General features: G+C 69.5%; 21 protein-coding genes. 11 read left to right on the top strand and 10 right to left on the bottom strand.

Translation table 11 applies throughout. The features are described 5' to 3' along the window. Positions 1-2 precede the first annotated feature (2 nt). Both HUN08_RS04350 and HUN08_RS04345 read left to right on the top strand, forming a co-directional pair. Positions 3-1937, top strand: coding sequence for an NAD(P)/FAD-dependent oxidoreductase (locus tag HUN08_RS04350; protein ID WP_301546883.1), 1935 nt, complete (start codon positions 3-5; stop codon positions 1935-1937). Then, on the top strand, positions 1937-2683 hold the full coding sequence (locus tag HUN08_RS04345) for an SDR family NAD(P)-dependent oxidoreductase (protein WP_124248925.1): 747 nt from the start codon (positions 1937-1939) through the stop codon (positions 2681-2683). Before HUN08_RS04350 ends, HUN08_RS04345 begins: the two co-directional genes overlap by 1 nt. 9 nt (positions 2684-2692) lie before the next feature. Here HUN08_RS04345 and HUN08_RS04340 read toward each other — a convergent pair whose 3' ends face one another. The 4 genes from HUN08_RS04340 to HUN08_RS04325 are packed head-to-tail and all read right to left on the bottom strand — an operon-like array spanning position 2693 to position 4925. Beyond that, entirely contained in the window at positions 2693-3460 is a 768-nt protein-coding gene (locus HUN08_RS04340) for an ABC transporter permease (protein ID WP_124248926.1), read from the bottom strand. Then, on the bottom strand, positions 3453-4223 hold the full coding sequence (locus tag HUN08_RS04335) for an ABC transporter ATP-binding protein (protein WP_124248927.1): 771 nt from the start codon (positions 4221-4223) through the stop codon (positions 3453-3455). Before HUN08_RS04335 ends, HUN08_RS04340 begins: the two co-directional genes overlap by 8 nt. Further along, positions 4220-4594, bottom strand: a complete 375-nt coding sequence (locus HUN08_RS04330; RefSeq protein WP_124248928.1) for a DUF1048 domain-containing protein — start codon at positions 4592-4594, stop codon at positions 4220-4222. Before HUN08_RS04330 ends, HUN08_RS04335 begins: the two co-directional genes overlap by 4 nt. Beyond that, positions 4587-4925: a PadR family transcriptional regulator gene (locus HUN08_RS04325; protein ID WP_124248929.1), complete on the bottom strand. Its 339-nt coding sequence runs from the start codon at positions 4923-4925 to the stop codon at positions 4587-4589. The genes HUN08_RS04330 and HUN08_RS04325 overlap by 8 nt, the downstream gene beginning before the upstream one ends. Positions 4926-5148: 223 nt before the next feature. Here HUN08_RS04325 and HUN08_RS04320 point away from each other — a divergent pair, with 223 nt between their 5' ends. Genes HUN08_RS04320 through HUN08_RS04310 form a run of 3 tightly spaced genes read left to right on the top strand, consistent with a single transcriptional unit; the run spans position 5149 to position 8874 of the window. Further along, positions 5149-6168 (top strand): beta-ketoacyl-ACP synthase III, encoded by a 1020-nt coding sequence (locus HUN08_RS04320; RefSeq protein WP_124248930.1) that lies wholly within the window; start codon positions 5149-5151, stop codon positions 6166-6168. Between the two features lie 28 nt (positions 6169-6196). Next, complete coding sequence (locus HUN08_RS04315; protein WP_174900874.1) at positions 6197-7828, top strand: peptide chain release factor 3; 1632 nt, start codon at positions 6197-6199, stop codon at positions 7826-7828. Continuing rightward, complete coding sequence (locus HUN08_RS04310; RefSeq protein WP_174900845.1) at positions 7828-8874, top strand: hypothetical protein; 1047 nt, start codon at positions 7828-7830, stop codon at positions 8872-8874. Before HUN08_RS04315 ends, HUN08_RS04310 begins: the two co-directional genes overlap by 1 nt. A 30-nt stretch (positions 8875-8904) precedes the next feature. On the opposite strand, the gene HUN08_RS04305 is transcribed toward HUN08_RS04310, so the two are convergent. Then, positions 8905-9906 carry an enoyl-CoA hydratase/isomerase family protein gene (locus HUN08_RS04305; protein ID WP_124248931.1) on the bottom strand — a complete coding sequence of 334 codons (1002 nt, stop codon included), beginning with the start codon at positions 9904-9906 and terminating at the stop codon, positions 8905-8907. A 179-nt stretch (positions 9907-10085) separates the two neighbouring features. On the opposite strand from HUN08_RS04305, the gene HUN08_RS04300 reads away from it, so the two are divergent. Genes HUN08_RS04300 through HUN08_RS04290 form a run of 3 tightly spaced genes read left to right on the top strand, consistent with a single transcriptional unit; the run spans position 10086 to position 13428 of the window. After that, a complete protein-coding gene (locus tag HUN08_RS04300; RefSeq protein ID WP_301546965.1) occupies positions 10086-11975 on the top strand; it encodes a hypothetical protein in 1890 nt (629 codons plus the stop codon). Next, on the top strand, positions 11972-12151 hold the full coding sequence (locus HUN08_RS04295; RefSeq protein ID WP_124248932.1) for a hypothetical protein: 180 nt from the start codon (positions 11972-11974) through the stop codon (positions 12149-12151). Before HUN08_RS04300 ends, HUN08_RS04295 begins: the two co-directional genes overlap by 4 nt. A gap of 11 nt (positions 12152-12162) precedes the next feature. After that, complete coding sequence (locus tag HUN08_RS04290; protein WP_124248960.1) at positions 12163-13428, top strand: hypothetical protein; 1266 nt, start codon at positions 12163-12165, stop codon at positions 13426-13428. Here the strand turns inward: HUN08_RS04290 and HUN08_RS04285 are convergent. Beyond that, on the bottom strand, positions 13389-14645 hold the full coding sequence (locus HUN08_RS04285) for a triacylglycerol lipase (RefSeq protein ID WP_124248933.1): 1257 nt from the start codon (positions 14643-14645) through the stop codon (positions 13389-13391). The two genes, HUN08_RS04290 and HUN08_RS04285, sit on opposite strands and share 40 nt — an antisense overlap. Positions 14646-14717: 72 nt before the next feature. Here HUN08_RS04285 and HUN08_RS04280 point away from each other — a divergent pair, with 72 nt between their 5' ends. Further along, the gene (locus HUN08_RS04280) at positions 14718-16283 is read left to right on the top strand and encodes an ATP-binding cassette domain-containing protein (protein WP_124248934.1); all 1566 of its coding nucleotides are present in this window, start codon (positions 14718-14720) and stop codon (positions 16281-16283) included. 52 nt (positions 16284-16335) lie between these two features. Further along, positions 16336-17175, top strand: a complete 840-nt coding sequence (locus HUN08_RS04275; RefSeq protein WP_124248935.1) for an aldo/keto reductase — start codon at positions 16336-16338, stop codon at positions 17173-17175. Here the strand turns inward: HUN08_RS04275 and HUN08_RS04270 are convergent. Next, entirely contained in the window at positions 17172-17828 is a 657-nt protein-coding gene (locus HUN08_RS04270) for a TetR/AcrR family transcriptional regulator (RefSeq protein ID WP_124248936.1), read from the bottom strand. The genes HUN08_RS04275 and HUN08_RS04270 overlap by 4 nt on opposite strands. Positions 17829-17910: 82 nt before the next feature. On the opposite strand from HUN08_RS04270, the gene HUN08_RS04265 reads away from it, so the two are divergent. Beyond that, positions 17911-19143: a zinc-binding dehydrogenase gene (locus tag HUN08_RS04265; RefSeq protein ID WP_124248937.1), complete on the top strand. Its 1233-nt coding sequence runs from the start codon at positions 17911-17913 to the stop codon at positions 19141-19143. 232 nt (positions 19144-19375) lie between these two features. On the opposite strand, the gene HUN08_RS04260 is transcribed toward HUN08_RS04265, so the two are convergent. From HUN08_RS04260 to HUN08_RS04250, 3 genes are all read right to left on the bottom strand, one after another. Next, positions 19376-21202, bottom strand: a complete 1827-nt coding sequence (locus tag HUN08_RS04260; protein ID WP_124248938.1) for an ABC-F family ATP-binding cassette domain-containing protein — start codon at positions 21200-21202, stop codon at positions 19376-19378. Between the two features lie 42 nt (positions 21203-21244). Next, a complete protein-coding gene (locus tag HUN08_RS04255; protein WP_124248939.1) occupies positions 21245-22387 on the bottom strand; it encodes a lipase family protein in 1143 nt (380 codons plus the stop codon). A gap of 65 nt (positions 22388-22452) precedes the next feature. Next, entirely contained in the window at positions 22453-23364 is a 912-nt protein-coding gene (locus HUN08_RS04250) for a 4-(cytidine 5'-diphospho)-2-C-methyl-D-erythritol kinase (protein WP_124248940.1), read from the bottom strand. Positions 23365-23369: the final 5 nt, after the last annotated feature.

Genomic DNA, 23369 nt, shown 5'->3' with positions numbered 1-23369 from the left:
AAATGACGACTACCGGAAGCGACGACTTCGATTCGATCGTGCGCGCCGCTGTGCGCGACGCGAACGTGCCAACCCTGCTGATGGTGCTGGTACAGCTCACCGGCGACCTCGGGTGGCTCGACGCCCCGTACCGACCCGAGCGCGGTCGGGGCCTGAGCGAGAACGACAGCGGCGGGCTGCCCGTCGAGATCCAGGACGAGATCCGCTCCGCCGCGGCCGACGCGATCAGCGCCTGGCGAGCCGGGGCCCCGGTCGCCATCGCCGAACCCGACGAGGCGCTCTACACCCGGATGCTCGCCGTCGCGATCGGCGAACCCGTGCCGACCGAATACGGTCCGATGATCGCCGACGACATGGCCGCACTCGGCGGCGACCCGCAATGGCTGCACGACATTCCGGCGGCACCGCCGGGATTCTCGGCAATCGTGATCGGCGCCGGTATCTCCGGCATGCTCGCCGCGCACGAGCTGCGCAACGCCGGCATCGACGTCACCGTGATCGAGCGCGGCGAACAGATCGGCGGCACCTGGTGGCACAACCGCTACCCCGGCTGCGGCGTCGACGTGCCCAGTCACCTGTACTCGTTCGCGGCGGCGAACTCCGATTGGCCGTATTACTACGCGACTCGCGACGAACTGCAGGTCTACCTGCAGCAGGTCGGGAAGACGTGGGACATGGCGTCGGTGACCCGCCTGCGCACCGAGGTGACAGCGGCGAGTTGGGACGAGGACGCGCAGAGGTGGCGGGTGAGCATCGTCGGCCCCGACGGAAGCGCCGAGGAACTCACGTCGAATATCGTGATCAGCGCGGTCGGGGCCTTCGGCAAACCCAAGCTGCCGACGATCCCCGGCATGGACTCCTTCACCGGCGAGACGGTGCACACCGCGCTGTGGTCGGCGGATTTCGACGTCGCCGGCAAGCGGGTCGCCGTCATCGGCAACGGCGCGAGCGCGATGCAGATCGTCCCGGCGATCGCGCCGTCGGTCTCCTCGCTGACCGTCTTCCAGCGCTCCGCCCATTGGGTCGCGCCGTTCGAGAAGTTCCGCGTCGAGGTCCCCGACCCTGTCCGCTTCCTGTTGCGCGAGGTGCCACTCTACCGCGCGTGGTACCGCCAGCGCCTGGCCTGGGTCCTCAACGACACCCTCTACGAGGCGCTACAGGTCGATCCGACGTGGCCGCACCAGGACCGGTCGATCAACGCCGCCAACGAGGGGCACCGACGGTTCTTCACCCGCTACATCGAGACGGAGTTGGACGGCCGCGACGACCTCGTCGAGAAGGTGGTGCCGACCTATCCCCCGTTCGGCAAACGGATCCTGCTGGACAACGGCTGGTACCGCACGTTGCGCCGCGACAACGTCGAATTGGTCACCGACGCCATCACGTCGATCACCCCCACCGGGGTGCGCACGGCCTCGGGCAAGGAGTACGAGGTCGACGTGATCGTCTACGCCACCGGCTTCGACGTGGTCAACTTCCTCTCCTCACTCGAACTCACCGGCCGCTCGGGCAGGACGCTGCGCGAGCAGTGGGGCGACGACGATGCCAACGCCTACCTGGGCACCACCGTCCCGGACTTCCCCAACCTGTTCTGCCTCTACGGCCCGAACACCCAGGCCGGTCACGGCGGCAGCCTCATCTACTACCTCGAATGCCAGATGCGCTACACGATGAGCCTGCTGACGCAGATGTTCACCGCCGGCGCCGGCTCGGTGGAGGTCCGCCGCGACGTCGCGCAGAAGTACAACGACGACGTGGACGAGGCGCACTCGCACATGATCTGGAGCCACCCCGGGTTCGACACCTACTACCGCAATTCGCGCGGGCGGGTGCTGGTCGCCAATCCGTGGCGGGTCGTCGACTGGTGGCGGATGACCCGAGAGGCCGATCCGACTGAGTACTCGTTCACGCCGGCACGAGTGGCGGAGGTGCTCTGATGGGAAGGTTCGACGGCATGGTCGCCGTGGTCAACGCGGCGGCGGGCGCCGGGATCGGCGGCGAGACGGTCCGGCGACTGCTCGACGAGGGCGCCAGCGTCGCCTTCTCCGACGTCAGCGCGCGCCGGTTGGAGGTGTTCCTCGACGATCTGCGCGAGCACCACCCGGCCGAGAGGTTGCTGGCCGTCGCCGGGGATGCCGGCGACGAGGAGCATGTCGCGGCGCTGTTCGCCGATGTCGCCGAGCGCTTCGGGCGGCTCGACGTGCTGGTCAACAGCGTCGGGCTGAACCGATTGGCACCGTTCCCCGACACCCCGCTCGACGTGTGGCAAGGGGTGCTGGGCGCCTCCCTCACGTCGCACTTCCTGCACGCGCGGGCCGCATGGCCGCTGCTGACAGAGTCGTCGGTTGCCGCCATCGTCAACGTGTCGTCGCTGGCCGCGCGTCGGCCGTCCCCGTTCGGCGAGGTCTCCTACGCGGCCGCCAAGGGCGGAGTCCTCGGACTCACCCACGCCCTCGCCTACGAGGGGACGGCGGTCGGCATCCGGTGCAACGCCGTGCTGCCCGGGCTCATCTGGAACGAGCGGCTGACCGCCGGCGTCGACCCGGAGTATGTCGACTCCTACCGGTCCAAGCGCATGTTCGACCGCGACGGCGAGCCGGGCGAAGTCGCCGACGTGATCCTGTTCCTCGCCTCCTCCGACAGCCGCAACGTCACCGGACAAGAGGTCACCGTCGGGGCCTGATCCCGGCCGCTACAGGGCCTTGCGCTGGAACAGCCACGTCGCCACCCCCATCGCGACGACGAGGATCGCGGCGCTCCAGCCGAGCGCGGTCCACAGGTCGCCGGAATCGACGGGCTGCTGTGCCAACAGCGCGCGAATCGAGTTGACGATGCCGGTCACCGGTTGGTGCTCGGCGAATGCCCGCAGCGGTCCGGGCATGGACGCGGTCGGCACGAAGGCCGAGCTGACGAAGGGCAGGAAGATCAGCGGATAGGCGAAAGCGCTCGCACCGTCGGGTGATTTCGCCAGCAACCCCGGGATCACCGCGAGCCAGGTCAGCGCGAAGGTGAGCAACAGCAGGATCCCGATGATCGCCAGCCAGGCGCCGACGCCGGCGCCGGACCGGAAGCCGATCGCGACGGCCACCGCGACCACGATGGCCACCGCGACGGTGTTGGCCACGATCGAGGTCAGCACATGCGCCCACAGCACCGACGACCGTCCGATCGGCATGGACCCGAGGCGCTCGACGAAGCCGCTCTTCACGTCGAGGAACAGGCGGAAGGCCGTGTAGGAGATACCGGAGGCGATGGTGATGACGAGGATCCCGGGCAGCAGGTAGTCCACGTAGTGGGGCGAGGTGGTCTTGACCACGCCGCCGAAGACGTAGACGAACAGCAGGAGCATCGCGATCGGCATGATCGCGGTCGTGATGATGGTGTCCGGGCTGCGCAGGATGTGCCGCACCGACCGCCCGGTGAGGACGGCGGTATCGCCGGCGAAATGGTTGTCAGACATCTGCGTCACCTCCGATGATCGCGAAGAACACTTCTTCCAGGGTGGGTTGCTTCTCCACGTACTCGACCTTGACCGGCGGGAGCACGCGCTTGAGTTCGGTGAAGGTCCCGTCGGCGATGATCTTTCCGCCGTGCAGGATGACGATGCGGTCGGCGAGCTGCTCGGCCTCGTCGAGGTACTGGGTGGTGAGCAGGACCGTGGTGCCGCCCTCGGCGAGGGCGGTGATCGTCTCCCAGACCGCCTGGCGGGCCTGCGGGTCGAGTCCGGTGGTCGGCTCGTCGAGGAAGATCACCGACGGATCGCCGACGAGGCTCATCGCGATGTCGAGTCGGCGGCGCATACCGCCGGAGTGGGTGGACACCGCCCGCGAGCCCGCGCCGACGAGGTCGAACCGCTCGAGCAGTTCGTCGGCGACGGCACCGGGGTCGTCCAGGTGGCGGAGTCGGGCGATCAGCACCAGGTTTTCGCGGCCAGTGAGGATCTCGTCGACGGCGGCGAACTGACCGGTCAGGCTGATCGACTCGCGCACGCGCCGGGCCGCGGTGCCGACGTCGTGCCCGTCGACGCTGGCCGTCCCGCCGTCGGCGGGCAGGAGGGTGGCGAGGATCTTCACGATCGTCGTCTTCCCGGCGCCGTTGGACCCGAGGAGCGCGGTGACGGCGCCCCGCGCCACGGCGAAGTCGACGCCGCGCAGGACCTCGTTGTCGCCGAAGGATTTCCGCAGATCGCGGACCTCGATGGCCGGTGCGTGTGCGGCGGTCATGACTGCTCCCGTTCGGCGTCGTCGATCGCAGCCGTGAAGCGTTCGCGCTCCTTGTCGATCCATCGCTTGCCCCCGTAGGCATCGACGTAGCTCTCGGCGAATCCGACCGGGTCGTCGGTGACCACCTCGCGCACGGGGGTGGCGTCGAGGGCGGCACGTTCCCACATGTCGGCGAGGTCGGCCCACATCGCCACGATCGTGTCGCCGTCGGTGACGCCGCCGCCGTAGGCGATATAACGGTTGAACGCCTGCGCGGCGGAGCGGTACGGCTGCGGCAACGAATCGATCCGTTTCTTGGCCTGCCGGTACGCCTTCTTCTGGTCGAGTGGGCCGGTGACCACTTCGATCCATTTCTTCCGCTGATCACTCATGTCGACTGCCTCCTTCACGAAGCTGATCTAGTCGTCGGGACAGAAAGCCCCAGGTCGTCCAGAACTCCTCCAGGTAGCCGCGGCCGTCGGCGTTGAGCGAATAGACCTTGCGGGGCGGCCCCTTCTCCGAAGGGACCTTCTCCACGTCGACGAGACCACGCTGCTCGATGCGCACGAGCAGTGCGTACACCGTGCCCTCGGCGATGTCGGTGAAGCCCTGCTCCCGCAGCCACGCGGTGATCTCGTAGCCGTATGCCGGACGTTCGGCGAGCACCGCGAGAACGATCCCCTCCAACGTGCCCTTGAGCATCTCGGTCATCTGCCGGCCCACGGCGCCTCCACTACCTAGTAGAACTGATTACCACTAGACAGTAGCGCTAAGTACCGGTAGTTAGCAAGACTTACTACCGTCCGGTTAGGTGTTTGGTCCGGAATCCGCACCAAACGCCTAACGGATTCGCGACCGGCGGGGGCTACTTTCGAGTAGCACCCCGACTGTGAGACCGTGGAACGGTAGTCAGGCAGCCGGGGGACTCAGGAAGGCAACCACAACCATGGTCGAAATCGCCGAAGTCACCGGCACCCGCAACATCGGCATCCTCGGAATCGGCGCCTATCGCCCCGAGCGAGTCGTCACCAACGACGAGATCTGCGAGAACATCGACTCCTCCGACGAGTGGATCTTCACCCGCACCGGCATCAAGACCCGGCGATTCGCCCGCCGCGACGAGACCGTCATGGACATGTCCATCGACGCCGGCCGCACCGCGATCGCCAATGCGCTCCTCTCCAGCGCCGACATCGACGCCGTCATCGTCGCGACCAACACCCATCTGCTGCTGACCCCGGCGGCGGCGGTGAAGGTCGCCGCCGAGCTCGGCGCCAACGGCGTGCCCGCATTCGACGTCACCGTCGGCTGCGCCGGGTTCGGATACGCGATGGCCCTGGCGTCGGACATGATCCGCGGTGGCAGCGCGACCCATGTCCTGGTCATCGGCGCCGAACAACTCTCGGTCACGATGGACATGCACGACCGCGGCAACTGCTTCATCTTCGGCGACGGCGCCGGGGCGGTCGTCGTCGGCCCGACCGAGGACCAGCAACTGGGCCCGGTCGTCTGGGGCAGCGACGGCACCCAGTTCGACGCGATCCGGCAGGACATCGACTGGATCACCTTCCTCGACGGCGACGACCACCAGAAGCGGCCGTACCTGCGTATGGAGGGCACCAGCGTGTTCCGCTGGGCCGCCTTCGAGATGGGCAAGGCCGCCCAGCGCGCGCTCGACGTCGCCAAGGTCGACGTCAACGATCTCGACGTCTTCGTGCCGCACCAGGCGAATTCGCGGATCAACGAACTCCTCGCCAGAAGCCTGAAGCTGCCCGAGGCGGCGGTCGTGGCCAACGACATCGAGCACACCGGCAACACCTCGGCCGCGTCGATCCCGCTGGCGATGGAGGATTTACTCTCCACCGGTGCCGCCAAGCCCGGCGACACCGCGCTACTCCTGGGCTACGGCGCCGGGCTGAGCTACGCGGCGCAAGTGGTGAAGATGCCGCCGGTCCCGTTCGAGTGACGGCCCGCGCCACGGCTATCCTCACAAGGTGAGTTCCAGCCCCGACACCATTGCGCGCGAGGTCCGTCGGCGGCGCACCTTCGCGATCATCTCCCACCCCGACGCGGGTAAGTCGACGATGACCGAGGCCCTGGCGCTGCACGCGCGGATGATCAGCGAGGCCGGGGCCGTCCACGGCAAATCCGGCCGCAAGGCCACCGTCTCGGACTGGATGGAGATGGAGAAGGCCCGCGGCATCTCGGTGAGTTCGACGGCGCTGCAGTTCAACTACACGCCGACCGGTCTGGCCAACGAGGACCCCGGGGATGAGGTCGAACCGAATGTCATCAACCTCGTCGACACCCCCGGCCACGCCGACTTCTCCGAGGACACCTACCGCGTCCTGACGGCCGTCGACGCGGCGGTGATGCTGATCGACGCGGCCAAGGGCCTGGAACCGCAGACGCTGAAGCTGTTCCAGGTCTGTCGGCACCGCGGCATCCCGGTGATCACCGTCGTCAACAAATGGGACCGCCCCGGGCAGACGCCGCTGGAGCTGATCGACGAGATCTCCGAGCGCATCGGACTCACCCCGACACCGCTGTACGTCCCGGTGGGCATCGCCGGCGACTTCCGCGGCCTCTACGACCGGCGCAGCGGCTCCTACGTCAAATTCTCCCGGACCGCGGGCGGCGCGAAGATCGCCCCGGAGGAATTGCTCGACGCACAGCAGGCCGCGCAGATCGAGGGCGACGCCTGGACGGCGGCCGTCGAGGAGAGCGAACTGCTCTCGGAGATGGGCCAGGACCACGACGAGGAGCTGTTCCTGGCCGGCGCGACCTCGCCGATGATCTTCACCTCGGCGATGCTGAACTTCGGGGTACGCCAGCTTCTCGAGGCCCTCGTCGAACTCGCCCCGGCCCCCGCCCCGCGCGACGACGTGGACGGCAAGCCGCGCGAGGTGACCGACCCGTTCTCCGCCGTCGTCTTCAAGGTGCAGGCCGGGATGGACGCCAGCCACCGCGACCGCCTGGCCTACATGCGCATCGTCTCCGGCGAGTTCGAGCGCGGGATGGTCGTGACACATGCGCAGACCGGCCGCCCGTTCGCGACCAAGTACGCGCAGGCGGTGTTCGGACGCGATCGCTCCACCGTCGACACCGCATATCCGGGGGATGTCGTCGGTCTGGTCAACGCGACCGCGCTCGCCCCCGGCGACACCCTCTACGACGACCCCGCCGTCGAGTTCCCGCCGATCGGCTCCTTCGCACCGGAACACTTCGCGACGCTGCGCGCCCGCTCCGCGGGTAAGTACAAGCAGTTCCGCAAGGCGATGGACCAGCTCGAATCCGAGGGGGTGGTCCAGGTGCTGCGCAACGACACCCGCGGCGACGCCTCCCCGGTTCTCGCCGCCGTCGGGCCCATGCAGTTCGAGGTCGTCACCGCCCGGATGCTCGCCGAGTTCACCGTGGAGACGGAATTGGAGCCCCTCGGCTATTCGCTGGCGCGGCGCACCGACGACGCCAGTTCCCCCGAATTGGACCGCCAGCGCGGCGTCGAAGTGTTCACCCGCACAGACGGCGCGCGCCTGGCGCTGTTCAGCGACAAGTGGCGCCTGCAGTTCATCGAGAAGGAGCACCCCGACTTGACCCTCGAACCACTCGTCGCGGCGGCCGACTGATGCGCACGCCACACCGGAGGACCGTCGGCGCCGCCGCCCTCGCGACCTTGCTCGTCGCCGCGGTCGGCTGCTCGAGCGCCGACCGACCGCACCGCCCCGCGCCTAAGGCGCCGAAGGCGGTCACCGAGCGCGTCGCGATGAGCGAATGCGAGAAGACCCCCGGTGAGGGCCGGGTGCTGCGCGCCGGGATGGGCCTGGTGTTCACCAAGGGCTCGATGTTCGTCGCCGTGCCGAAGAACCGCGACCTCCCGCCGGCGCCCGCGCCCAACCCGCTGCCGGCGCCCAATCCGCTGCCGGCTCCAGCACCCGAGCCGGCACCCGCGCCCGCACCCAATCCGCTGCCAGCACCGGAGCCCGCACCGCAGTACCCGCAATACCCCCAACAACCCCAGTACCCGCAGCCCCAATACCCGCAGCAGCCGTACGACCCCAACCTGCCGCCCGCGCCGCCCTACAACCCCTACTACCCGCCGGCGACCTATCACCGGTCCGGTCCCGGGACCGCGGCTCCGGTCACCAACGCACCCCCGGCCCCCGGCGCGTCGACGCCCACCGGCCCGGCCCCGGCCGCTGCCGAGTGCCTGTCGTTCCGGAAATGGGGCAACGCCAGCCCCGAGGTCCCGCCGGACGGTCTACTCTTCACCTTCCGCGGGAAGAACGGCGACGGCGCCCAGGTCGGCTTCCTCGCCGTCTCGATGACCGGCGGAGTCCTGCCGCCCATCGGTGCCGAGCATCCCCGGGTGGGCCCGCTGGTCACCACCATCCCCGCCGACATCGGCGTCTCGGTCGACGGCAAATACTTCGCGGCGAACGGCTGTCCGCTCAAGATCGATACGTTGAGTTCGCACGGGGTCACCGGGCACTTCGTCTGCCCGAGCGCGGTGCCCTCCGAGGAGAATCCACTGGCCCCCAGCGACAATCAGCGCGATCGGCGCGACGACGACTGGGAGCCGCCGCCCCCGGGCCGCCCGGCACCGCCTGCTCCCCCCGCTCCCGCGGCAGCCGCGGGAATCCGGATCTCCGGCTGGTTCGAGGCCAAGCCCTAACCGGTCCAGCGCCGACCGAAGCCGACGGCGCTAGTCCCCGACGATGCGCGCCACGACCGCCGGGTCGACGTCGTCGATCGCGGCCGGCTCGAATGCGGGCTTGCGGTCCTTGTCGACGAGGACGGCCCGCACCCCTTCGGCGAAGTCCGGTGTTGCGGTGATCCGTTCCGCGGCATGCAGTTCGCGGTCGAAGCACTCGTCGAGCGAGCTGGCCTCGCCGCGCTCGAGCATCGCGGCGGTGACCAGCAGGCTCGTCGGCGAGCATTTGTCCATCAGCCCGGCGGTCTCGCGCGCCCACTCGTCGCCGCCGCGCAGTCCGCCGATGACCGCGGGCACCGGGTCGGCACCGCCGAAGTAGTCGGCGACCGAGCGCAACGGCAGCGGGTCGGCGGCCGGCGCCGCGTCGAAGGTCGAGAGGGCGGTCGCCAACGGCATGCCGGAGCGGATCGCGTCGGCCAGCGCCCCGACCGAGGCGGAGGCCACCGAATGCGTGGCCATCCCGACCTCGAGCGCCTGCGTGCCGGTGATGCGCGCACCCGTCAGCCCGAGCCACCGGCCGACCCCGGCGGGCAACCGCGGGAGGAAGTAGGTGGACCCGATGTCGGGGAAGAAGCCGATCGCCGTCTCCGGCATCGCGATCAGCGCCTTCTCGGTGACCACGCGGATCTCCCCGTGCACGCTGATGCCCAGTCCGCCGCCCATCGCCGCGCCGTCGATCAGCGCGACATAGGGCTTCGGATAGTTCGCGACCAGCTGGTCGAGTCGGTATTCCGAACTGAAGTAGCGGGTGATCGAGGCGGAATCGCCGGCCAGGGCCGCGTCACGGATGGCGCGGATGTCGCCGCCGGCGCAGAAGGCGCGGTCGCTGCCGGAGGTGACCAGGACCGTCTCGACCGCCGGATCGTCGGCCATTTCCACCAACGCCCGGTACATCTCGTCGACCATTTGTTGGTCCAGGGCATTGAGCGCATTGGGGCGATTCAGCACGATTTCGCCCACACGGTTCCCCACAGAGGAAAGAATCGAGGACATGACGAACACCCTACCCACCCCGGCCGCGCGGGCCCGCACTGTCAATCTTGACAATAATCATTGTCACAACCGATACTCTGACGATGTTTAGCCCCCGAGCCGAATTGGCCGATTCTGCCCATACCGCCGTCTTGGCCGCCGACGCCGGAGGCGGGGCCGCGCTCGACCAGGTCCTCGGGATGACCGTCGCCGCCGCGATCGTGTCCGTCGCACTGCTGTGGATCGCCTACCGGCACCGGACCTACCGGTCGGACTGGCTGCAGGACTGGGCGAATTGGCTCGGCCGCATCGGCGACCGCCCCACCTGGTCGGTCATCCCGACGCTGTTGTTCGTCACCACGATCCTCACCGCCTTCTTCGGCTTCATCTGGGATGTCAGCCTGCACATCGGCCGCGGCCGCGACAGCGGCCCGCTGGCCAACCCGGCGCACTATTTCATCCTCGTCGGCCTGTTCTTCCTCTTCATCGCCGGTGCGCTCGCGATGATCCTGCCCCGCAACGACGACCGGTCGGTCGCCATCCCCGGGCGGGCCGCGGTGCGCATCACCCGTACCTGGTACGCCCCGACCGCGGGCATCCTGGTGGCCACCTGCGGCCTCTACGCGCTCATCGGTTTCCCGCTCGACGACATCTGGCACCGGATCTTCGGCCAGGACGTCACGCTGTGGGGCCCTACCCACCTGATGCTGATCGGCGGTGCCGGCTTCTCCTTGATCGCCGTCATCCTGCTCCTGCACGAGGGCTATCTCGCGGCCACGCTGGGCGGCAAGAAGAGTCAGGTCCCCGAGGAGGGCACCTCCTCGCTGTTCGGCTGGACCATCCCCGAGTGGGTGTCCGGTCCATTCATGACCAAGCTGGCCCAGTCCATCGCCTGCGGCGGCCTGCTCATCGGCCTTTCGGTGTTCCAGGTCGAGTTCGACTTCGGCGTCGAGCAGTTCCGCCTCGCCTTCCAGCCGATGCTGATCATCGCGGCCGGGGTGTTCGGCTGCGTCGTCGCGCGCCTGTGGGCGGGCGCCGGGGCGACCTTCATCGCGGTCGCCTTCGCCGCACTCATCCGCGTCATCGTGGCGGTCCTGGTTAGCCCGATCCTCGGTGAGCCGCGCAACGTCTTCCCGCTGTACCTGGCGATCGCCGTGGTCGTCGAGTTGCTGGCGCTGATCCCCCGCCTGCGGGCCAACGCGATCGCTTTCGGCGCCGTGGCCGGGCTCCTCGGCGCGACCGTCGGCGTCTACGGCGAATCGCTGTGGGTGCGGCAGATGCACTTGATCCCGTGGCCGACGAGCCTCTGGCCGACGATCCTCGCCATCGGGCTGCCCGTTGGTCTGACGGTCGGCCTGACCGCCGGTTTGTTCTGCCGCGCGCTGGAATCGCGTCCGCTGCCGCGCCCGGCCGTTCGACGCTCGATCGTCGTCGCGATGATCCTCGTGATCGCCGGCTCGACCCTCTACCTGCTCGACATCAGCGTGCCCAAGGACTCGAAGGCCACGGTCCGTCTCACCGAGGCGCCGCAGGTCGACGGGTTCCGGATGGTCACGGCCGACGTCGAGATGCAGCCCCCGACGCTCGTGTCGGACAACCCGGACTGGGTGACCATCCTCGCCTGGCAGGGCGGCGGCAAGGATCTGCACGGACTGGTCGTCGACCGTCTCGAGAAGGTCGGCCCCGGCCACTACCGGTCCACCAAGGCGTTCCCGGTCTCCGGCCACTGGAAGACGGTGCTCCGCGTCCAGGACGGCAGGACCATGACGGCGGTGCCGATCTATCTGGCCGCCGACCCGGCCATCGGCGCACACGAGACGAGTGCCCTCCCCGAGTTCACCCGTCCGTTCGACCGCGAGATCAACGTGCTGCAGCGCGAGCGGAAGTTCGACCATCCGGCGTGGCTCTTCTCCACCGCCACCTGGATCGTCGCGGCGCTGACCATCCTGGTCATCTGGGTGCTCAGCTGGGGTGCGGCCCGCATCAACGCGGCCTACTTCCCGCGTCCGGACCAGCGGCCGCTGGTCGCCGGAGCCAAGCGGGGTGGGCCCAAGGCGGGCCGGAAGCCCGAGCCGACCGTGGCCGCATGACGACGGTCGTCCTCGCCGACCACTCGATCCTGACCGCGATCCCGGCATTCGTCCCGGCGTTCATCGTCGTGGCCGTCATCGTCGGCTTGGTCGTGCGCGACCGGCGGCGCGAGGACGACGACGAATACGACGACGAGTACGACGCGGACTTCGACGACGAGGATGACCAAGAGTGACCGAATCGAGCATGGTCGTCGCCCACGGCACCGGCGAGGCAGCCGCCTTCCCCGTCGACATCACCTATGCGCTGATCGGTGGCTCGTGGGCGTTGGCGATCTCCTTCCTGGTGCTGGCGTTCGCGTGGAAGACCCCGCGACTGAGTCCGGATAAGCATGTCGCAGTGCTCCGACGGCTCACCCGGTTCGCCGATTCGCGCGCACTGCGCGAGACGCTCGGCGCCCTCGGCGTCGCGCTCACGGCGGCGGCCCTGATCATCGGCTTCCTCAAGCGCGACACTCATGACAACCCGCTGATCGGCACCTTCTTCATCTGGTTGTGGGTCGGCCTGATCGCCGCGTCGCTGGTGTTCGGACCGATCGGGCGGGTGGTGTCGCCGGTCCGCACGCTGCACCGATGGGTGTCTCGCGCCCTCGGGCGCGACCCCGAGGACGGACTGCGCGCCTATCCGGCGCGACTCGGCCGTTGGCCCGCCGCCCTCGGATTGTTCGCCTTCGTCTGGCTGGAACTCGCGGTGGTCGAGAAGGGCTTCACCGCCGTGTTCTGGTGGTGCATCGTCTATCTGGCGATCACCGTCGCCGGGGGGATCCTCTTCGGCTCGCGCTGGTTCTCCAAGGCCGAGCCCTTCGAGGTGTACAGCTCGACGATCGCGTCGATGAGCCCGTTGGGGCGCGATCGGCAGTCGCGGGAACTCGTGCTGCGCAATCCGCTGAACGGATTGCCCACCTATCGCACCGGTCCGGGTGCGGTGGCGGTCATCGCGGTACTGCTCGGTTCGACGGCCTTCGACGCGTGGTCGGCGGTACACAAGGGTCACGAGACCCTCGGGCGCACCGCGATCCTGCTGGTCTTCATCGCCGTCGTGGGCGTCTCGTTCTGCCTGGCGACGATGGCCACCGGCGGCGTGACCGGCAAGCAGCGCCGGGCGATCCCCGGGCGGATGGCCCACACCCTGATCCCGATCGCCGTCGGCTACCTCGTCGCCCACTATGCGAAATACCTCGTCGAGGACGGCCAGGAGACGGCCCATTCCTGGCTGCACGCCTTCGGGTTCGGCGAGCCGGACAAGTGGGCGCCGTTCACCGACCATCCGACGCTGCTGTCGGTGCTGGCCGTCGCGTCGATCGTCGTCGGCCACCTCTTGGCGGTCGTGTCGGCACACGACGCATCGCTGCGCATCCTGCCGCGCCGACACCACCTGACCGGTCAGTTGGCGCTCATGCTGCTGATGGTGGGCTACACCTTCGGCGGGTTGTACCTGCTCTTCGGCGGCTGACCGAACCAGCACCGCAACTGCGTGCCGACGCGGTCGTCGTTGAGCAACGTGAAGTGGTTCGCGCGGCCCAGGTGTACGCCGTTGCGCGGGTCGAAGCCGATCCGCCGCGTCGAGTTGGCCCCGGTGGCGCTGCGGTGCAGGACCAAGCCGTCGCCGATGACGCGGGCAAGCGGATTGCGCGGGTTGGCGGTGACGGTGGCGGAGACGAAGTAGTGGTCGGCACCGGGCAGCAACTCGATCTCGCCGGCCGCGCGACGCGCCAGGTCGTCGGGGTCGCGCCCGACCCAGTTCTCGTCGACGATCGACCCGTCGCGCAGGTCGCGGATCCCACCGCTGCGGCGGCGCAGCAGGCGTCCCAGCGCACGCGTCTCGGGCAGGCGGACCAGGCCGGCGCTGCCGTGGTGGGCCAGGCTCTCCAGCGGGGCGCCGAGATGCGGGGTCCCGAGCGTGACGGTCGCCGTGGTGACCCCCACCCATGCGTGCCCGGCCTCGCGACCGTAATGCGCGGCACTGCGGGCGACGAGGCCGCCCATCGAGTGGCCGAGCAATCCGATCGTCGTCACCGGGACGGGCCAGCGGCGGACGAGTTCGTCGACGAGTTCGGCCGCATCCCGACCGTTGGTGGAGATGTGTCGCCCCGTGTTGTAGCGGAGGAAGACGGTGGTGATGCCGTCGGCCGCGAGCCGCTGCGCATAGGGGATCGACACGTCCGAGCGCACCGCCCACGAGTGCTCGGTCTCCACCAGGCCGTGCAGGGCGACGACGATCCGGCCGGTCGCGTCGGGGAAGGCGGCGCGGAGGCCGTCGGAGGTCAGCGGCACCGACCGGCCGTCGACCCGGATGGACATGGGATCGGCCAGCGGGGATTGATGCGCGTCGAGCTCGTCGCCGATCAGCCCGTTCACCGCGGCGATGATCGCGGCACCCGCCTTCGTCGACGACGGCGCCTGCGCGAGCGGCAGATCGGCCGCGATGCCGCTCACCTTGCCCGCGGTCTCCATCGACTGCCCGACCACCAGGTACACCCCGTCGGTGACGGCGTCGTGCACCGCCTTCACCGGCGCCACGAGCGGCCCCAGTCCCCAGCCCAATCCGGCGAAGATGCGGTCGGAGATGGCGCGGTGCGTCTCGTGGATACCGGTGGACGCCTTGCCGAGTTCGGTGAGCCCGAGTTCGGACAAGGCGCGCACCTCCGTGCGACGTTCAGCTACGGTCATGGATTCAGTGTACATATGTTCACCGAACAATTCGATTCCCTGCGCCGACGGCGGCTTCTACGCTGGGCGGCGATGTCCCTCACCCCGACTCCCGCCGTCACCCTCGCCGGCGTCGACTTCTCTTGGCCGGACGGCACCCCCGTCTTCGACGACCTGTCCGCGACCACGCCGCCGGGAATCGCCTCGCTGGTCGGCAGCAACGGCGTCGGTAAGACGACGCTGCTGCGCCTGATCACCGGCGACCTCGCGCCGACCTCCGGTTCGATCACCACGATCGGCACGGTGGCGATGCTCGACCAGAATCCGGCGGTCGATCCGAGCGCCACCGTCGCTTCCGCACTCGGCGTCGAGCAGATACTCGCCGCCGTGGACCGCATCGAACGGGGCTCGGTCGATCCGGTCGATTTCGACCTCGTCGGCGACGACTGGGCGGTCGCCGAGCGCGCCCGTGCCGAACTCGACGCCGTCGGGCTCACCGGAATCCCGCTGGACCGACCCCTCGCCGAACTCTCCGGCGGGGAGGGCACGCTCGCCGCATTAGCCGGCTGCCTCTGGCGTCGGCCGGCCATCCTGCTGCTCGACGAGCCGACCAACAACCTCGACCGTCGGGCGCGCACCCTCCTGTTCGACGCCCTGGACCGATTCACCGGCGGCGGCGCCGCGCGGGCGGCGATCGTCGTGAGCCACGACCTCGAACTCCTCGAACGCGTCGACACGACGCTGGAACTGCACCGCCCGCGGCCCGGCGCCGCCGTCGAGCTGCGTTCCTTCGGCGGTCCGTATTCGCACTATCGGGAGGCCATCGAGGCCGAGCAGGAGGCCGCCGCGGCCGCGATCGCGAACGCCGCCGGCGACGTCGCCAGGCAGCAGCGCGAGCTCGACCAAGCACAGACCAAGCTCGCCCACCGCGCCCGGACCGCGCGCAAAGCCCAGCAGGAGAAGCGGGTTCCCAAGATCGTCGCCGGACTACGGGCCAATGCCGCGGAGGTTTCCGCCGGCAAGCTGGCCAATGCGCATCGCGACGACGTGGCGGCGGCCAGGGACCGCCTCGCCGAGGCATCCGAGGGATTGCGGAAGGATCGCGGCGCCGTCCTCACGCTTCCGGAGGTCGACGTGCCGCCGCGGCGTCAGATCGTCGTCGACGACCGGCTGCGCCTGGACGGCCCGGAACGCGTCGCCCTGTGCGGCCCCAACGGTGCGGGCAAGACCACCCTGCTGCACCGGGTGCTCGACGACGGCTCGGTTGTCGTCCCCTATTGCTTTGTGCCGCAGAAGATCTCGTTCGACGACGAGACCGTCACCGTCGCGGATGCGGCACACGCCGCGCTTCCGGATGTCCCGTCGGAGACGCTGCACGCGTCGTTGGCCCGACTCGGGCTGCGCGGCAGCATCTCCCAACAGCCGATCGGCACGCTGTCGGGCGGCCAGCGCCTGCGCGCCGCCCTGGCCATCGGTCTCGCCGCCGATCCGCCACCCGAGGTGCTGATCCTCGACGAGCCGACGAACAATCTCGACATCGACACGGTCGACGTCCTCGCCGACGCCCTGGCAGCATGGACCGGCGCGCTCATCCTCGTCTCCCACGACGAGGGGTTCGTCACCCGCGTCGGGGTGGACCGTCGCGTCGAGTTGACCTGAACCGGATCGGTGACGAACGCGGCGGCGGCGACGTCGGCCTAGGCTGGAGATCATGACTGCGATCACCCTCAACGACGGCCATTCCATCCCCCAATTCGGATTCGGCACCTGGCAGATCCCCGACGCCGAGGCGACCCCTCGGGTCGCCGAGGCACTCGAGGCCGGTTACCGCCACATCGACACCGCGCAGATGTACGGCAATGAGAACGGCGTCGGCAAGGCGATCGCGGGCAGCGGCGTCGCCCGCGACGACCTCTACGTCACCACCAAGCTCAACAACAACAATCACGACCCCGACCGGGCGATCGCGTCGATCGACGACTCGCTCAACCGCCTCGGCCTCGACTACGTCGACCTATTCCTCATCCACTGGCCGCTCCCGGGCATCGACATCGACTACCTCGACACCTGGCATGCGATGGAGGAGATCCGCGGCACGGGCAAGGCCCGCTCCATCGGCGTCTCCAACTTCACCGCCGACCAGCTGCGCCGCATCGCCGACAGCGGATCGCTGGTGCCGGTCGTCAACCAGATCGAGGTCCACCCGTACTTCGCCCAGGATGCGTTGCGGGCGGTCAACAAGGAGCTGGGCATCGCCACCGAGGCGTGGTCGCCGCTGGCGCAGGGGCAGGTGTTCGACGACCCCGTGCTGGCCGAGATCGCCTCGCGCGTCGGCCGACCGGTGTCCGCCGTCGTCCTGGCCTGGCACCGGCAGCGCGGCGACATCGTGTTCCCTAAGGCGTCGAGCGCGGCGCGGATCCGGGAGAACCTCGCATCGCAGGATCTGGAACTCGACGCCGCCGACATCGCGAAGATCGACGCCCTCGACGCCGATCGCCGCATCGGCCCGGACCCGTCGACCTTCAACTGGGTGCCCGCCGAAGAGGTCTAGCCTGCCCCTGCGGTGTGCCCGGACAGGTCGTCGAGCACGGCATTGACCAGCGCGTATGCGGCATCGACGAGTTCCGCGCGGGGCCTGGCCACCTCGTCGAGGAGCCAGATACGCGCCAACGTGGTGACGGCGCCGATGATGCCCTGGGCGATCAAGTGGAGTCGGCCGTCGGAATCGTCGGCCGACCCGAATGCGGCGGGCGCCAACGCCTGGACGGAAGCGGCGAACAGGTGGGTCTGCGCCGTGTACGCGGCGTCGACCGCCGGGCTGACGCCCAAGATCTCGAGCAGGGTTATCCGCGCACGGCGCTGGTCGGCCTCGATGGCGCAGAAGTAGCCGGTTAGCGCCGCGCGCAGTTGCTCGTCCATCGACGGCGGGGCGTCGACGACGGCGGCGACCATGTCGGTGTGGATGTCCTGGGCGCACTTCTCATAGCAGGCCAGCAGGAGCGCCTCGGCGTCGGTGAAGGATTCGTAGAAGTACCGTTTCGAGAGCCCGGCCTGGGTACACACCTCGTCGACGGTCGCGACCCGATAGCCGCGGGTGCCGAAGACCTCGACAGCCGCGTCGATGAGCCGACGGCGACGGTCCTGCGCACGCTGTGCGGCGGTCTCCCCCCGATAGGTCCGGCGCGCGGGTTGGTTGTCAGTCACATCGCTATTTTGACACGCGGCAGTTCCCGATGGTTAACTAGAACTGTTCAGTTCTAGATGGCGCATCCGAAGGCGGACGATCATGGCCGGTCGAAACACGCACCCCATCCACGCGCGGAACCGCGCGGCCCACTACGCGAGCTTCCTGACCCCCGACGCCGTCGCGATGACCCGATTCGGATTCGAGCGCGACATACGCCCCCGGTTCGATCGAATCATCGAGGTCGCCCGGAACTCGCGTACGCGCGGCACCGAGCGCATGCGCGGCCTCGTCGCCACCGGCGGCGGGCGGGTGAAGTGGAAGCAGGTCGCTCGCCCCGGCCTGCCCGGGCCGCTGGGCGCGGTAGTGCGGCCGATCGCGGTGGCGACCTGCGACGCGGATCGGCCGATCATGCTGGGCAAGACCTATTTCCCCCTGCCCATCCACCTCGGACACGAGGCGGTGGCCGAGGTGGTCGAAGTCGGGGCAGAAGTCGCCGACATCCGGGTCGGCGATCGGGTCATCGTCCCGTTTCAACTCAGTTGCGGCACCTGCCGCCCCTGCCTGTCCGGGAACACCGCCAACTGCCTCTCCGTGCCGCCGGCATCGATGTACGGCTTCGGACTCGTCGGCGGCCTCTGGGGTGGGGCCCTGGCCGACTTCATGGCCGTGCCGTTCGCCGACGCGATGCTCGTCGGACTCCCCGACGGCATCGACCCGGCCGCGGCGGCCGGCGTCGCCGACAACTACAGCGACGCCTACCGGCAGGTCGCGCCGCATCTGCCGGGCCTGCTCGCCGCCGACCCCGACGCCGAGGTGCTCGTAGTCGGCCGTCTCGATCCGCGCGACGCCTTCACCTCCAGCACACTGTTGATCACGGCCATGATCGCCCGGGCGATGGGTGCGAAGAACATCAGCGTCGTCGACGGGAAGCCGGCCCTCGCCGACCGCGCCGAGCAACTGGGTTTCCGCGCCCTCGACCCGAAGCGACCGCGGGAATGGCCGACGGCGGCCCTCACCGTCGACGCGACCGGCACGCCGTCCGGTCTGCGGAAGGTACTCGCCCACACGGCCCCCGACGGGGTGTGCACCTGCGCGTGGTCCTTCCACCGGCGCGCCGGATTCCCGCTGATGGCCTCCTACCAGCGCAACGTCACCGTGCACGTCGGGCGCGCACATATTCGAACCCAGATCCCCGACGTCCTGGACCTCATGGTCGAGGGCGACCTCCGGCCGGAGCTGGCCACCACGAACACCGCCTCCTTCGACGACGCTCCAGCCGCCCTGCGCGAGCACTGCCACAGCGACGCACTGAAGACCGTCCTGCTCGCCTGACGGATACCTGTCGGGGTCTCGATACACCGACTCGGCTAGCGCGGACCGAGTTGATCCGACGGTGGTCGAGTGCCGTAAGACGGTGGTCGAGTGCCGTAAGACGGTGGTCGAGTGCCGTAAGACGGTGGTCGAGTGCCGTAAGACGGTGGTCGAGTGCCGTAAGACGGTGGTCGAGTGCCGTAAGACGGTGGTCGAGTGCCGTAAGACGGTGGTCGAGTCGGTGTATCGAGACCTATTCGGCCAGCTCGGCGGCTTCGAGCCACTGCGCCTCGGCCTGCTCCTTCTCGGCGACGACGCGCTTGAGTTCGGCGTCGAGCTCGACGAGCCGCTGCTGGTCGGTGGCGGCCTCGACGAGATCGGTGTGCAGCTTCTCCTCGCGCGCCGACAGCTTCTCGATCTGCCGCTCGAGACGGCCCATCGCCTTGCGGGCCTCGCGGTGTTCGGCGGCCGACGAGCCCGCCACCCGCGGCGCGGGCGCAGCGGAGGGGGTCGACGCAGCACCGATCGACCCGGAACGGGTCCGGTTGCGCGCCAACTCTTCCCGGCGCTCCAGATATTGTTCGATCCCGCGCGGGAGGTTGGTCAGCTTCCCGTCGCCGAAGAGCGCCCAGGTCGTATCGCAGATCCGCTCGATCAGATAGCGGTCGTGGCTGATGACGACGAGCGTGCCGGCCCAACCGTCGAGCAGGTCCTCGACCTGCTGCAGGGTGTCGATGTCGAGATCGTTGGTCGGCTCGTCAAGCAGCAGCACGTTCGGCTCGGCCATCAACACCCGCGTCAGCTGCAGCCGACGTCGCTCACCGCCGGAGAGGTCGCCGACCGGTGTCCGCTGGCGGGCCGGGGAGAAACCCAGTCGCTCGGCCAGCTGCGACGCCGACAACTCTTTGTCGCCGACCATCATCCGCGTCGCCACGGCCTCCACCGCGTCGAGCACCCGCTGATCGGGGTCGAGGTCGTCGAGTTCCTGGCGCAACCAGCCGATCGACACGGTCTTGCCCTCGATGCGCCGACCGGGGTCGACGGGGACCTCGCCGGCCAGCGCCCGCAGCAGCGTCGTCTTTCCCGAACCGTTCACACCGACGAGACCGATCCGCTCCCCCGGCGTCAACCGCCAGGTCAGGCCGTCGAGCAGTACCTGCGACACCCCGTCGTCGCCGACCGGCGTCTCCAGGTGCGCATCCTCGAGTTCGACCACGACGCGGCCGAGCCGTCGCTTCGCGAACGCGGAGAGGGTCACGGTGTCGCGCGGCGGCGGCACGTCGGCGATCAGCTTCTCGGCCGCCTCGATCCGGTACTTGGGCTTCGACGTCCGGGCGGGCGGGCCGCGGCGCAACCACGCCAGCTCCTTGCGGGCCAGGTTGCGGCGGCGCTCCTCGGCCGCGTCGGCGAGGCGCGAGCGCTCGGCGCGGGCGAATACCCAGTCGTTGTAGCCGCCCTCGTACTCGTCGACCCGACCCGAGTGCACCTCCCAGGTGCGTTGGGCGACCGTGTCGAGGAACCAGCGGTCGTGGGTGACGACGACGACCGCGTCACCGCGGGAGACGAGGTGGTTCGCGAGCCACTGCACCCCCTCGATGTCGAGGTGGTTCGTGGGCTCGTCGAGCAGCAGCACGTTCGCGTCGGACACCAGTGCCGCGGCCAGGCCGACCCGGCGGCGCTGGCCGCCGGACAGCTCGGTGGTGCGCCGCTCCAGCAGTTCGGCCACCCCGATCCCCGCCAGCACGTCGCGGATCCGGGGATCCCCGGCCCATTCGTGTTCGGCGACGCCGAGGGAGCCGACGACGACGTCGGCCACCGTCGCGTCGTCGGGTAGCTCGCCGCGCTGGGTGACGGTCGCGATCCGGGCGCCACCGGCCACCGACACGCGCCCGCCGTCCGGCTCGGTGATACCCGCGAGGATCTCCAGCAACGTGGTCTTGCCGCCGCCGTTGAGGCCGACGACACCGATCCGCTGCCCGGCGTGCACGCCGACGCTCACATCGGTGAGCAGCGGTTTGATACCGAAGCTCTTGCTGATCTTCTCGGCATTGATCAATACCGGGTTGGCCGGGGCGGTCACCGGGCCACTGTATCGGCAGCCCCGGCGACGGGCCGAATCAGCTCAGCGGAAGTACCCGTCCACCGTGGCCATCGTGTTTTCCATCGACTCCCGCGCCACAGCCATGTGGCCACCGGGATACCAACCGGTCGTGACGTCGACGCCACCCACGCGCAACTGGCCCTGCAACTCCGAGGTGTTCACCGGAAACACGATGGTGTCGGTGAGGCCCTGCTGCAGGCGGACCGGACTCCGGAAGCCGGAAGCCGGGATATCCGAATACGCGCGCAGCGCCGCCATGAACCGCGGCGAAGCACCCGTCGCCTTCGCGTAGAGGGTTCCGGGCGCGACGTTGCTCAGCGCGGCCGCCCCCGCCTGGGCACAGACCTTGCTGACCCGCGCCAGCCAATACCGCCCGGCCGGGGTCAGGTAGTTCTTCACACCCAGGTTCGGGTACACCCGGTCCATCCCGGCCATCACGTAGAGCCCGAAGAGCGAGGTCATGTTCAATTGGCCCAGGCTGGGCAGCTCGGGACGTTGGAGCAGCGACATGGTCGCCGGGATCTGGCTGGCCGGGGCCAGCGCAACGGCACCGACCATCGGCAGGTCGGGGGCGTATCGCGGCGCCATACGGGCCGCCCACAGCGCGGCGTGCCCGCCCTGCGAGTGACCCAGCGAAGCCCAGCGCTTGCCGATCGTCGGATCGAGGTTGCGCGCCGCGCGCACCATGTCGATCACGTTGTAGGCGGCGGAGCGTCCGCCGAGGTATTCGGTGGTCCCACCACCGCCGAGGCCGATGTAGTCGGAGGCGGTGACCACGTAGCCGCGGCGCAGGGCGGCACTGATATTCGGCTGGGACTGGTCCTGCACCGCGCGGGTGGCCCGGCTGGGCGCGCACTGCGGGGCGATGCCGCTGGTGCCGTGGGCCCACGACACGACCTTCCACCCGCCGGCCGGCTTGGGCGCACGCGGGTAGTAGACGACACCGGTCGTCTGCGCCGCCCGGCCGTTCTGGTCGCGGGTCGTGTAGAGCAGCTTGACACCGCGCGCGGCCCCCGACGGCAGATTGGCCGCGGCGACGGCGGACTGCCCGAGCACCGCGCCGGTGGCCGGTGCCGCCGTGGCGGGGGAGGCCGACACCGCGGTCGTGAGGGTGAGCGCGGACGCCGTCAATGCGGCGCCGAGGACGAGGCTGTGTGAACGCATCACACCAGACTAGAGAACGCACCGAGCGAACAGTCGGTTTTCCCCCGTCGAGCGGGCGCCTCACGTCAACGCAAACGCGCGCCGGCGACGGGACCGTGGGCGGTGCGGACCGACTTGGCCACCCCGGCACCGGCCAACTCCGCGGCCACCCGAACGGTCGACTCCTCGTCGGCGCACAGGAAGGCGCAGGTCGGACCCGATCCCGAGACGATGCCCGCCAACGCCCCCGCGTCCGTTCCGGCCCGCAGCGTGCGGCGCAGCACCGGCTGCAACGACAGGGCCGCGGGCTGCAGGTCGTTGTGCAGCAATCCGGCGACCTCCTCGACGTCGCCGGCGGCCAGGGCGCGCAGCAACGCATCCGGGCTCGACGGCACGCCATCGTCGGGCTCGGCTCCCCCCTTGGCGCGGAGCCGATCCAACTCGGCGAAGACGGCCGGGGTGGACAGGCCGGTCTTGGCGATCGCCAGCACCCAGTGGAACTCCCCCCGGGACAGGACCGGCGAGAGGTCTTCCCCGCGCCCGGTCCCCAGTGCGGTACCGCCGCGCACCGAGAACGGCACGTCGGAGCCCAAGGCCGCGGCCGCCGCCATTGTCTCGGCGCGGTCCCAACCGGCGCCGAACAGTCGGGCGCAGGCGACCAGTGCCGCCGCCGCGTCGGCGCTTCCGCCTGCCATCCCCCCCGCCACCGGGATCGACTTCTCGATCTCGATGGACACCCGCGCCTGCGGGTCGACCGACAGTGCCGCACGGGCGGCCAGGTTGTCGCGCGGATCGGCGGGCACCTGGTCGGCACCCTCGCCGACGGTCCGCACCGACAGCTCAGCCGCGTGCCGCACGGTCACGTCGTCGAAAAGGGAAACGGCCTGGAATACGGTGGCCAGCTCGTGGTACCCGTCGTCGCGCAATCCGCCGACGCCCAGGTGCAGGTTGATCTTCGCCGCCGCGCGTGCGGTGATCGAGCCGGGGGAAGCGGTCACGAAAA

Origin of the sequence: Gordonia sp. X0973 (assembly GCF_013348785.1) — a bacterium.
Lineage (GTDB): Bacteria > Actinomycetota > Actinomycetes > Mycobacteriales > Mycobacteriaceae > Gordonia.
Note: the sequence above shows the minus strand (reverse complement) of the source record. Positions and strands in the feature narration are given on the sequence as shown.

Bases quoted from the DNA above. Each gene is read 5' to 3' on its own strand.
- HUN08_RS04300 (WP_301546965.1), top strand. From the start codon at position 10,086: ATGACCGTCGCCGCCGCGATCGTGTCCGTCGCACTGCTGTGGATCGCC.
- HUN08_RS04255 (WP_124248939.1), bottom strand. From the start codon at position 22,387: ATGCGTTCACACAGCCTCGTCCTCGGCGCCGCATTGACGGCGTCCGCG.
- HUN08_RS04310 (WP_174900845.1), top strand. From the start codon at position 7,828: ATGCGCACGCCACACCGGAGGACCGTCGGCGCCGCCGCCCTCGCGACC.
- HUN08_RS04320 (WP_124248930.1), top strand. From the start codon at position 5,149: ATGGTCGAAATCGCCGAAGTCACCGGCACCCGCAACATCGGCATCCTC.
- HUN08_RS04350 (WP_301546883.1), top strand. From the start codon at position 3: ATGACGACTACCGGAAGCGACGACTTCGATTCGATCGTGCGCGCCGCT.
- HUN08_RS04265 (WP_124248937.1), top strand. From the start codon at position 17,911: ATGGCCGGTCGAAACACGCACCCCATCCACGCGCGGAACCGCGCGGCC.
- HUN08_RS04340 (WP_124248926.1), bottom strand. From the start codon at position 3,460: ATGTCTGACAACCATTTCGCCGGCGATACCGCCGTCCTCACCGGGCGG.
- HUN08_RS04290 (WP_124248960.1), top strand. From the start codon at position 12,163: ATGGTCGTCGCCCACGGCACCGGCGAGGCAGCCGCCTTCCCCGTCGAC.
- HUN08_RS04305 (WP_124248931.1), bottom strand. From the start codon at position 9,906: ATGTCCTCGATTCTTTCCTCTGTGGGGAACCGTGTGGGCGAAATCGTG.
- HUN08_RS04330 (WP_124248928.1), bottom strand. From the start codon at position 4,594: ATGAGTGATCAGCGGAAGAAATGGATCGAAGTGGTCACCGGCCCACTC.
- HUN08_RS04275 (WP_124248935.1), top strand. From the start codon at position 16,336: ATGACTGCGATCACCCTCAACGACGGCCATTCCATCCCCCAATTCGGA.
- HUN08_RS04280 (WP_124248934.1), top strand. From the start codon at position 14,718: ATGTCCCTCACCCCGACTCCCGCCGTCACCCTCGCCGGCGTCGACTTC.
- HUN08_RS04295 (WP_124248932.1), top strand. From the start codon at position 11,972: ATGACGACGGTCGTCCTCGCCGACCACTCGATCCTGACCGCGATCCCG.
- HUN08_RS04335 (WP_124248927.1), bottom strand. From the start codon at position 4,223: ATGACCGCCGCACACGCACCGGCCATCGAGGTCCGCGATCTGCGGAAA.
- HUN08_RS04345 (WP_124248925.1), top strand. From the start codon at position 1,937: ATGGGAAGGTTCGACGGCATGGTCGCCGTGGTCAACGCGGCGGCGGGC.
- HUN08_RS04285 (WP_124248933.1), bottom strand. From the start codon at position 14,645: ATGACCGTAGCTGAACGTCGCACGGAGGTGCGCGCCTTGTCCGAACTC.